Origin of the sequence: Flavobacterium collinsii (genome assembly GCF_902804485.1) — a bacterium.
GTDB lineage: Bacteria > Bacteroidota > Bacteroidia > Flavobacteriales > Flavobacteriaceae > Flavobacterium > Flavobacterium collinsii.
Map to the genome: position 1 here is coordinate 10,967 of NZ_CADCST010000162.1, position 11,605 is coordinate 22,571.

Annotated in this window: 8 protein-coding genes; 5 read left to right on the top strand and 3 right to left on the bottom strand. The window is 32.6% G+C overall.

The annotated features are described in order from the left end of the window. Window positions 1-151: 151 nt before the first annotated feature. The 5 genes from FLA105534_RS22850 (at window position 152) to FLA105534_RS23980 (ending at window position 4,980) form a co-directional block, all read left to right on the top strand. On the top strand, window positions 152-1,360 hold the full coding sequence (locus FLA105534_RS22850) for a DUF1972 domain-containing protein (RefSeq protein ID WP_173968384.1): 1,209 nt from the start codon (window positions 152-154) through the stop codon (window positions 1,358-1,360). Window positions 1,361-1,508: 148 nt separating this feature from the next. Beyond that, window positions 1,509-2,594, top strand: coding sequence for an MraY family glycosyltransferase (locus FLA105534_RS22855; protein ID WP_173968385.1), 1,086 nt, complete (start codon window positions 1,509-1,511; stop codon window positions 2,592-2,594). 35 nt (window positions 2,595-2,629) lie between these two features. Further along, on the top strand, window positions 2,630-3,415 hold the full coding sequence (locus FLA105534_RS22860; protein ID WP_173968386.1) for a class I SAM-dependent methyltransferase: 786 nt from the start codon (window positions 2,630-2,632) through the stop codon (window positions 3,413-3,415). Between the two features lie 296 nt (window positions 3,416-3,711). Continuing rightward, a complete protein-coding gene (locus FLA105534_RS22865; RefSeq protein WP_173968387.1) occupies window positions 3,712-4,608 on the top strand; it encodes a MerR family transcriptional regulator in 897 nt (298 codons plus the stop codon). Between the two features lie 240 nt (window positions 4,609-4,848). Then, window positions 4,849-4,980: a hypothetical protein gene (locus tag FLA105534_RS23980; RefSeq protein ID WP_262888470.1), complete on the top strand. Its 132-nt coding sequence runs from the start codon at window positions 4,849-4,851 to the stop codon at window positions 4,978-4,980. Between the two features lie 502 nt (window positions 4,981-5,482). Here FLA105534_RS23980 and FLA105534_RS22870 read toward each other — a convergent pair. From FLA105534_RS22870 to FLA105534_RS22880, 3 genes are all read right to left on the bottom strand, one after another. Beyond that, window positions 5,483-7,426 carry an OmpA family protein gene (locus tag FLA105534_RS22870; RefSeq protein ID WP_173968388.1) on the bottom strand — a complete coding sequence of 648 codons (1,944 nt, stop codon included), beginning with the start codon at window positions 7,424-7,426 and terminating at the stop codon, window positions 5,483-5,485. Between the two features lie 11 nt (window positions 7,427-7,437). Beyond that, the gene (locus FLA105534_RS22875) at window positions 7,438-8,367 is read right to left on the bottom strand and encodes a PorP/SprF family type IX secretion system membrane protein (protein WP_173968389.1); all 930 of its coding nucleotides are present in this window, start codon (window positions 8,365-8,367) and stop codon (window positions 7,438-7,440) included. Window positions 8,368-8,429: 62 nt separating this feature from the next. Beyond that, window positions 8,430-11,605: DUF7507 domain-containing protein (locus tag FLA105534_RS22880; RefSeq protein ID WP_173968390.1), on the bottom strand; the 3,176-nt coding region annotated here is incomplete at its 5' end.

The following is an 11,605-nucleotide window of genomic DNA, read 5'->3' on the forward strand; positions in this document are numbered from 1 at the left end:
AAAAAGAATCTATAAAAATCATTTCAAATTAAATTCATTTATTTCCAACTTATGGAAATAAACCTCAAAAAACACTTCGTAAAGCATTAAAATACAATAAATTAAAACAATGGTATAAATTTTGGCTTACTATTATTAAAGATTATAAACCATGGAAAAAGCTAGAATCGCAATAATAGGAACTGTGGGCGTACCTGCCAAATACGGTGGATTTGAAACTCTCACAGAACATTTGATAGAACATTTATCTTCAAGATATAACTTTACAATCTATTGTTCTAAAATCCAGTATGCAAAAGAAGAACGCAATTCTAATTATAAAGGCGCTTCTTTAAAATACATTCCATTGAATGCAAATGGGATTCAAAGTATTCCCTATGATACTATCTCTATTTTACTTGCATTAAAAAAATGTGATGTGCTGTTAATACTTGGAGTAGGTGGCGCATGGATATTACCTTTTGTTCGGATTTTTACAAATAAAAAAATCATTCTTTCTATTGATGGAATGGAATGGAAAAGAGACAAATGGCCCTTATTTGCAAAATTATATTTATGGTGGTCAGAGAAAATTGGAATCAAATTTTCTCATATAGATATCTCAGATAATGAATCGATTCAAGATTACACAGCACTCCGTTACAAAACTTTGAGTAGAGTGATAGAATATGGAGCAGATCATACCATGCAAGTAAAACCCAACCGTAAGGATATTAGAAAATACCGTTTTCTAATAAGAAATTATGCCGTAAAAGTGTGTAGAATAGAACCCGAAAACAATGTACATCTAATTCTTGAAGCTTTCAAAAAACATTCAAAAATGAAATTGGTAATTGTAGGCAACTGGAATAATAGCAAATACGGTATTTCATTAAAAGAAAACTATAAAGACATCAAAAATATTTTTCTTTTTGACCCAATTTACGATCAAAGGGAAATTGATTTAATACGAAGTAATGCCTCTTTATACATACATGGGCATTCGGCTGGTGGGACAAATCCATCCTTGGTAGAAGCAATGTTTTTGTCACTTCCTGTTATCGCTTTTGATGTTTCTTACAATAAAACAACGACAGAAAACAAAGCTCTGTATTTTGACACATCCGAAGATTTAATGACACTTTTGAATACCATTACTGAATTAAAATTACTAGAACTGCGCATAGAAATGAAAGCAATAGCCAATAGAAGATACACTTGGAAAATTATTTCGAGACAGTATGAATTATTGATAAAAGAGGCCCTCTTAATTGACCTCAAGAATAGTGTTTTGAGCGAAGTACAAAAACTAGATCCTAGCATATTACAAGAATATCAAATATCCCATTTTCAAAATAGCATATTGTTCTATGAAAAATAAATAATTGTGAAATCGCCATTAATTAAGGAGTTTACTGCAAACAATTGTAAATCATCGAACACCGATGAATATTAAATATTGTGAGATAAACACCCGTAAATAAAGGACGGTACCATATATTACCACTAACAAATAAATTTTTACATATATGAAAATCATTTTAGAATATATTTCCCTAGGCGCATTATCATTGTTGTTGAGTTTATTATACATCCCAATAATAATAAAAATTGCAATAAAAATTAACTTAGTCGATACTCCAAATTTCAGAAAGATACACACTAACAATGTTCCGCTCATAGGTGGTATTTCAATCGTGTTTACAACACTTACTGTTATTTTAATATCGGGAAACTGTTTGTATATTTTAAGAGAATACCTCTCTATTTTTAGTGCAGCCTTTACGGTTCTAATTTTAGGAATTATAGACGATAAAAATGATATAAGACCCAAATACAAACTACTAATTCAGCTAATATTATCCTTTATAATTGCTTTGTCAGGAATCCGTATTTTTTCTTTTTATGGATTATTTGGTGTTTACGAAATCACTATTTGGATGCAATATGCAATTACAATTTTGGTAATTACAGGTGTTGTTAATGCTTTTAATCTAATAGACGGAGTTGATGGATTACTTGGTAGCTTATCATTATTAGGGTTTACTATGTTTTTATTGGCCTCTATCTATTACGACGATTATTATTTAGGAATAATAAGCGTCATATTTATTGGTGCCATTATTGGTTTCCTAAGGTTTAATTTATCCGAAGAAAAAATATTTATGGGCGATTCTGGCTCACTATTTCTAGGTTTTACTTTAGTGACTTTAGGCATACAACTTTTGGGAAAACAAGAAATTCATAAAGAATACAATTATGGATATGTATTTCTAGTTTTGGTAGCATTCTTTTCAATTCCCGTTTTAGATTCTTTGCGTGTTTATATGGGACGAATAAAACGAGGTAAATCTCCTTTCTTAGCAGACAAGTCCCATTTACACCATTTGTTGCTTGGAGCTGGATTAACTCATAAAAAAATTGCATTAACAGTAATCATCCTTTGTTTAGTTTTCTTCTTTTTGGGATTCGGATTAATCACTTCCTATTCTACAACATTAATCATTTTTTCAATTATGATTGTTTTTTGGATCATAATTAGATGGCTGTTAATTATCAATAATTTGCAAAAATGGATTCGAGTTATAAAAAAAATAGAAAAACAGAATAATTAAAAACCATCCTTCAATAACAATAAATAATGAAACTTATGGAATATTTAGATTTACTACAGAAAAAAACTGTTTTATCCAACGGGTTATTTAATGTACCAGCTCAAACTTTTTATGAAAGCAAGATTAATAAACTGACTGGTACCTACACCGTAGCATGGATTGATAAAGGCAAAGAACATTCACACAAAGCCTCATTGCGCATTACCGATTTTGAAGGGCATCGCATAAATCCCTCCTCTTTTAAGTATTTATTACCCGCAATAACTACATACCTGCAAGCCAAAAAAAGTTACATCATAAAACACCCCGTTCCTTTTATTGTATATGAAGCCATAAATTTCATGAATAACATCTTAAAACCAGGCACAATAGTGCTAGAATTTGGCTCTGGAAACTCAACACTTTGGTTTCTAGAAAAAAAATGTGATGTTACTAGCATAGAACATGACACATTATGGTACAAAACGGTCAATGATTATGTGCAATCTGCATCATTTAACAAGCAAGTTATGGATCAGTTTAGTTTTAAAAACACACAAAAAGAAGCAACTTGGGCGTTACTTGACAAAGTTGAAAACGATAGTTTTGATTTAATTCTTGTAGATGGGTCAAATGATTTTAACAACCGCAACGAATGCATAGAGAAATCTATTTCGAAACTAAAAAAAGGCGGATGGATGGTCTTAGACAATTCTGATCATCCCAATAACTGGCCTGGTGGTTTGTATATGGATTCTTTGTATAAAAGAGTACGTTTTACTGGCTTTACTCCTATGGGATTATACATATCACAAACTAGCTTTTGGCAAAAAATAGACTAAAAAAGATACCACAAAATTCCCAATTATAAATGTTTAATCCTTTTTTTGAGCGTGCTCTTAACTATTTACAACAGCAAATAATTAACCACACACTTTTTTATTAACTCATATTACGCAAAATCAGTCTAAAATTGGATAGATTTAACAATTTAATAGTTGACAACTTTTATCTCATAGAATAATCACAAACTTTGCAGATTTGTACAGTAATTATTTTATAAGTTCAAGTTTATAGTATTGAATAATTATAAAAAATAAAAACAAAACTATATTTTTTTAATAAAATTAGAACATAAATGAACAATGTAAAAAATATGTTCCGTATTAAAGACCTTGAAAATATTTCGGGTATAAAAGCTCATACGATCCGAATTTGGGAAAAGCGATACAACGTCTTACAACCAATTCGCACTCATACCAATATTCGTTTGTATTCTTTGTCAAACCTTCAAAAACTTTTAAACATTACTATGTTGCATGATTATGGGTATAAAATCTCCAAAATAGCAACACTCCCAGAAGATAAAATACTAGAAATGGTTCTGGGAATTATTTCTAATATAAATGTAAAAAACCATGCCATCAATGCGTTCAAAATGGCGACGATGAATTTTGACCAAGAGCTTTTTTCTAATACTTACAATCGGTTGCAGGAAGAAAAATCTTTTAATGAAATCTTTCATCACGTGTTTATTCCACTTATGGAAGAGTTTGGTTTGTTATGGCACACCGATATAATTAGCACAACGCACAAGCATTTTATTAGTTGCCTGATTATAAAAAAGATACTCATTAATATAGAGAAAGTAGAGAATAATAAGCCCATTCATACCGATAGAGTATTTGTTCTTTCTCTACCAATTCAAGAAATTCACGAATTAGGGTTACTGTTTTTGCATTATGAAATTGTATCAAAAGGTTACAAAGTTATCTATTTGGGCCAAAATTTACCAATAGAAAATCTAAAAGATTTAAAAAAATATTTTAATTCTATTGTTTTCTTGTCTTATTTTACCATACAACCTGAAAGGAATGCTGTTGATGAATATATAAAAGAGATGAGTGATCAATTGCTAGGAGAAGGTTCAGAGGTTTGGCTAATTGATAGAATGACTGAGCATATTGATTTGAATGAAATTACTACTGATATTAAAGTTTTTAATTCCATTTCTGCCTTGATTAAAAATGTTTAATTTTTTGTATATTTCCTAAACAAATTAAAAAGACAACCTCAATAATAGATTCTGGATTCTCAGCAATGGCTTCATCATGCTATTTGGCAAAAAGTAGGCATGAAGTAACCGTTTATGAAAAAAATGCATCAAATAGAGAGGTAGAGCCTGACAATTTAAAGCTGATGGTTGTACCTTTGATGTGAGCCCAAATTGGTACCGCATGTCCGATGTTTTTTGAACGCTTCTTTGCTTATTTTGGTGAAAAAAATAACCGATTATTACGAGCTCGTAAAACTTTCTCCCGCGTATCGTGTCTATTACGGAATCGATGATTTTATTGCTATTGCTGATAATTTTACTCAAATTACGGTAGATTTTAAAGCGGTCTAAAAAGGAAGCGGTCAGATTTTAGAGCGATTGGCTGAAACCAAAAGCAATTATGATATTGTCTTCAAGAGTTAGTTTATCGTCCACGAATTTCGTTTTTTGATTTGCCAATAGAAGAATGTCTTTTCTTTATTGGCATTTTGTACGTTAGTATTTTAATTTACTTTTCTTTTCATTATTTTTCCCAATGTTCCTTTAACCGATACTGTTGTTAAAAAGATTTATTTGGTTTTATTGACCAGTACTATTTCTATACTTGTATTTAATTATGATAAATGGTACACCTTTGTAAATTTCATTTTGTTTGTAATTGTTCTAACTATTCCAGTTTTTAAGATAAAGAATATACTCAATACTTATTTTATTACATGTTTAGGACGTTTCTATCAAAACATAGAATTACATTCTTTTCCTTTTGTGCTAAGTATAATATTTGGATAATAAAATATATACTTAATCCAAAAAGCTAGTATGGCTAATTGGTTTTTACTTTAACACAAGAATTTTAATCTATCGAAATAATAATAAATTCGCTTCGTCTATTTGCTTGATGCTCTAGTTCTGTACATTCTACGCCATCAAAGCAGTGGTTTACCAATTGGGATTCTCCATATCCTTTTCCTGTTAATCGATTTTTCTCTATGCCGTTTTTAATCAACCAATCTATTGTAGATTTTACTCGTTTATCAGACAGTTTCAAATTATATTGTTCCGTTTGTCGGCTATCGGTATAAGATCGAACATCAATTTTCATTTTTGGAAATTGTTGCATCACAACTAATATTTTGGCTAAATCAAAAGTCGCATCTTTTCTGATGATCGATTTATCCAAATCAAAGTAAATAATAGGAATATCTAATGTTTTGGTCAAATCTGTTCCTATTTTAATTGGTTTTAAAAGTTTATTCAATTTTAATGGAAAATCTGTTTTGCCACTAGTGTTACCTATAATAATCTTATCTTCTTTTGTTTCATAATCCTCTTTGTAAGCTCTTACATAATACGTTTTACCACAAGCTACCTCAGCACTATAATAGCCCTTATCGTCAGTTTTTATTTCTTGCTGAAGCTCAAAATGCTCATCAAACACACTTATTTTTTCGTTGGCTAGTATTGCTCCTGTTTCTTGATCTATAAGGATGCCAGACAATACTTGTTCGCAAAGTAACTTGCGTGTTTCTGTAAAACTATAAATATCATCATACCCTACTCCACCAGTTCTATTCGAGGTAAAAAAACCTCTGCTGTCTTTTGTATTTATCAAAAAAGCAAAATCGTCTTGTGGACTATTTATAGGTGAGCCAACATTTAGTATACTCGAATAAGTGTTGTTGTTTTCTATTTTGGTAACAAAAATATCTAAACATCCTAAACCTGGACGACCATCACTTGCAAAATACAATTCATTATTTCCAGATACAAATGGAAAGGTTTCTCTACCTTCTGTGTTGATTGTATTGCCTAAATTCTCTGGTTTTCCATAAGTTCCATCTAACTTTATCGCTACTTTAAACAGATCTGACCGACCAAATGTTCCTGGCATATCCGAAACAAAGTAAAGCGTATTCTCGTCTACACTCAAGGCTGGATGTGCAACACTATAATCGTTACTATTAAAAGGCAATTCGACAATGTTTGTCCAATTCCCGTTATTCAAAGTTGCTTTATATAACTTTAATAGTGTCACTTTTTCAGTATCTTTTCCTTGTTTTCCGTCTAGATAATTATTTCTTGTAAAATACATAGTTTGTCCATCCTTAGTAAAAACAGGAGTGGATTCGTGAAACTTTGAATTAATAATTTTACTAAATCGCTTAGGATTACCTAAATTTCCATCCGAATTTATCTCCGAACTGTACAAATTTGTAAACGATTGATTCGTCCATTTGAATACTTTTTTAGAAACCCTTCCTGTATCTCTGGCCGAGGCGAAAACCAAATTATTATTACAAAAAGAACTTCCGTAATCTGAATATTCGGAGTTAATTCCAGCATCGGCTATCGTATAGCGACCAGAATTTGCTTTAATTTCTTCAAGATATTTTTTTTGTCTTTCATAAAGTTTACTTCGCATATCATTTCCCGCTTTTTTATTAAAGTTCTCGAGCATTTTATTTGACTTACTGTAATTTCCTACAGATTTTAAGGTTTGAGAATAACGATAATAATATTCTGGTTCTTGTTCTTCATTTAAAGCAAATAACTCATCATACCATTTATCGGCTTTACTAAAATCCGCATTAAAATAATAAGCATTTCCTAGCTTTTGAAACATTTTTTCGTCTTTATATCCTTTTAGGGCAACGCTCTCATAGGTAGCGATTGCATCTATATAGGAATAGTTATTGTAATTTTTGTCGGCAGCTTCAATTCTAGCTTTTTGTCCAAATACAGATACAGTTAATAACAACAATATTGCACTATAAATTAAGGTTACATTTTTTGTCATAGTAATGTGATTTAGAAGAATCTCGGGGATATAATTTTGTCGTATTTTTTGAACAATTCAAAACGCAAAAAAAGTTCATGCGATCCTGAATTATAGTTTGCTAATTGTGTTGTTTCTAGGTCATAACCATATCCTATAAACCAAGAATCTGTAACTTGAAATCCAGCCATCACGCTCACAGCAGCACTCCATCTGTAGGCGAGTCCTAGTACAAACATGTTATTATACATCATATTGGCAGACAAATCGACTTGTAAAGGAGCTCCTTGTACATATTTTGCCAATAATGAAGGTTTAAATTTTAGATCATAAGTTAAATCAAATACATAACCTGCAATTAAATATAAATTGACCTTTTCTTTTGCTACATGACTCGTAGATTCTGACCCTGCATAACTATCAAAATGTTTTGTTTCTAACAAATTAGGAGCAGACAATCCTAAATATGATTTATCTGAATGCAGGTAAAAACCGAATCCTATATTTGGAGAAAATTTGTTATCTATATTCTCTTCGAATATTGGATCGCTTGGATCATATTGATTCAACTTATTAAAATCAATATTGAGTAAGTTTGCAGTAGCTTTGATTCCTAGAGACAATTCATATTCTTCTGAGGTTCTAATACTATAGGAGAAATCTACGGCTAGATTGTTTTCGCTTGATGGTCCAATTTTATCATTAACAATTGAAATGCCAAGTCCTATATTACTGCCATTTATCGGTGTATTCATTGAAGCTGTATTGGTTTTCGGTGCCCCTTCGAGCCCCACCCATTGAGTTCGATGCAAGATAAAAAAACTCATCGCTTCTCTAGACCCTGCATAGCCTGGATTAATATTTATTGTATTATACATGTATTGTGTAAACTGCGCATCTTGTTGACCAAAAACTGCCCCCGCGAAAAGCAGCAATGACAATGCGATTATTTTCTTTCTCATTTTTCACTTTTTAATAGTTAATTGAAAATTTTGACTCTTTTAGACATTAAAATTGAATTAATCTATTTTCTATTTACATACAAGTAGCCTGCTTTTTTGACAACATTTCCTCCAAACTCTTTGTACTTTATAACATAATAATATGTTCCTGCTGGTAGTTCTTCATCTTGTTTTACCGTTACTCGTCCTTCAGACACACCTTTAAAAGCTTTATCAGTATTATTATATCCACTGCGTTCGAAGACCAAAACCCCCCATCGATTATAAATTTCTACTGTATTATCGGTGTAACATTCTATACCTCCAATATAAAACATATCATTTTCACCATCTCCATTTGGAGAAACTGCATTAAATACTTCAACCATACAACCTTTAATTGCCAATACAGTAGGATTATCGCTTCCGTTATCCGAATCATCCGACAAGTCTTTTACGACAACTCCTTTTGGACTTTTTCCTGCTACACTAGCTTGATTCGAAATATTTCCTCTATTAATATCAGCCTGAGTGATAAAATAAGTAGCCTTAAATGAATTGGGATCATTTTGTCCAACTGCTAAATTTATTGGTCCTCCAATAACAATTATACCAGGTAATAAATCCGTAAGTACCACATCAGACAAAGGCACATTGCCCGTATTGGTTACTTTAAAACTATAAGTTACACTCTCCCCCGCTTGGGCAAGACCATCTCCGTTGTTATCATCAAATACAGCTCTTTTAATTACTGCAATACTCGGTTTTTGATCCAATTGCAAAACTGTAGTTCGGTCTCCGCCTTTTATAATATTACCGTTATCCGAAACAATAGACACCACAGTACCGTTTGTATCAACTCCAGAAGCAATGGCAGAATTTATTACCTTGCCAAAGTCTACATCAGCTTGTGTAATGGTATAATTTACTTTGACCACAAACACACTTCCAATCGCTAATGAACTCGTAACTATAATTGGCGAAGGTGATAGTAATGCATCATTAATTACTATATTATTTATGGCAACATTTCCTGTATTAGTAACTGTAAATGTGTATGTAATAGTTTCTCCTACTAGTCCTGAGCCTACCAAAGCAGCTGTTTTAATTAATATCATCGTTGGTATTTGAACCAAAATAGTTACAGTAGCCGTATCACAATTAGAACTGTTAACCTTCTCACATATTTGATAGGTTAAAGTATAAGTCCCAGCAGGAGTGTTTGACAAGACATCTATTGTTCCGTTTGGATTTAATATTAAATTTGGATTTGAGGTTAATACCGTTATAGTAACATCCGATGCTGTAATGCCTACCGTATTTAAAATATCGTTACTAAAAACATTGATAACTCCCAAAGCCGCTCCTTGCTGATTTACAGCTATCGTTACCAAATCATTTACAGCATCAATGACAAAAGTTGGTGCTGAATTACAAAGAGCCGTCGCAGGAGGATAATTTACCATTTGACTTACTGTTGGATTTAATGAAAACTCCATTGTTACTGCTGGTCTTGTTAATTCGAATCCATCACTGCCTTGTATCCATTTACCATTTACCAACAACCATCCAGGCCAATCAATAGTTTTTCCGCTACCATCTGATACAGTTCCAGGCCATAACAATTGCCCTGTTAATGGTAAATTAGTTTGTGTTGCCACTACAGTATTAGCACTATCAATCCACTTCACTGTAAGCAAATTAGTTGGTGTGAAATTATCAGGAGTAACAGTATAAGAAATATAAGGAGTATTATTTAAACAAAGACTACTAGCTATAATGGTCATTGTAGGAGCAACCACCGATACTGTCACTACAGCCGTATCACAATTTAATGGATTTAATATCTCACATATTTTGTATGTCAAAGTATAAGTTCCAGCAGGAGTGTTTGGAGCCAAGACTACTGTTCCATCACTATTTAATGTCATAAATCCAGAAGAATCTGCTACTGTTTGTAACAACACTACCTTAGAAGAATTTACAACAACACCATTAAGTATGTCATTAGTGAATACATTCAAAACAGTAACAACTTGGTTTATGCCTACAATACCTGCAATGGTATCATTAATAGCATCAATTGGAGCTTGTCCTACATTTATCGTTACGGTTGAAGTACTGCAATTCGTTGGGTTTAAGACTTCGCAAATGGTGTAATCAAAACTGTAAATTCCTGCTGGGGTTCCTGGATTTACACCTACTTCACCAGTGCTAGTATTGAAGGTTATACCTGTAGGTAAAGTAGTTGCTAGTGTTAACACTACTTGACTTGGTATTATCGTTACATCATTCAATTTATCATTCGCTAAAACATTGGCTACAGCCGTACCGCCAGTGTAACCGTTTATTGGACTTAAAGTGTTGTCAGTTACGCCACACAAAATATTATTTAATATTACATCGGCTGTTTCTCCTGAAGTACATCCAACCGAATTGGTTACTGTAAAATCATAACTACCTGCTACTAATTCTGGTATTAAATAAGAACTTCCTGAACTACTATAAGTTCTTGGATAACTTCCATTTTGATTTATTGTCCAGTTTCCGGATGGCAATCCACTTAAAACTATACTTCCAAGAGTGTACATACAAATCCCTTGTGTAAGGGTACCAAGTATTGGAGTTGTTGGAGTAGCTGGCTGAGGGTTTACTGTTACATTAGTCCCCAAAGAAATACAACCATCAATACTCTTTGTAGTTACTACGTATGCTCCTATTGGAACTAATGTAAAAATACCAGATGTATTAGTATATGTAGATCCATCAATACTATAAGTCATTCCTGAACCTGTAGGAGCCATTATAGTTACAGTTCCCGTCACTGTAGTACAAGTTGGTTGCAAAGTTGTTACTGTTGCAGTGTCTGGCATTGGATTGACAGTAATCGTTACTGTAAAATCAGATCCCACACAGCCTGTTGAAGAGGTTGGGGTAACCGTATAAGTCGCCGTTTGCGAAACTCCTGTTAGATTTACCAAAACATCGGTAATATCGGCTGTACTTCCTGTATTTCTAGCGTTTCCGCCGGTTATCCCTCCCGTAACTGCTGGCGCAGCATAAGTAAAGGTCGTACCCGAAACTAATGGACTAGTACTCAATAATTGGTTAACGGTCTGTCCGCTGCAGATAGTTTTAAGAGCAGGTACCCCATTCGGACTTGGATTGACAGTAATCGTTACTGTAAAATCAGATCCCACACAGCCTGTTGAAGAGGTTGGGGTAACCGTATAAGTCGCCGTTTGCGAAACTCCTGTTA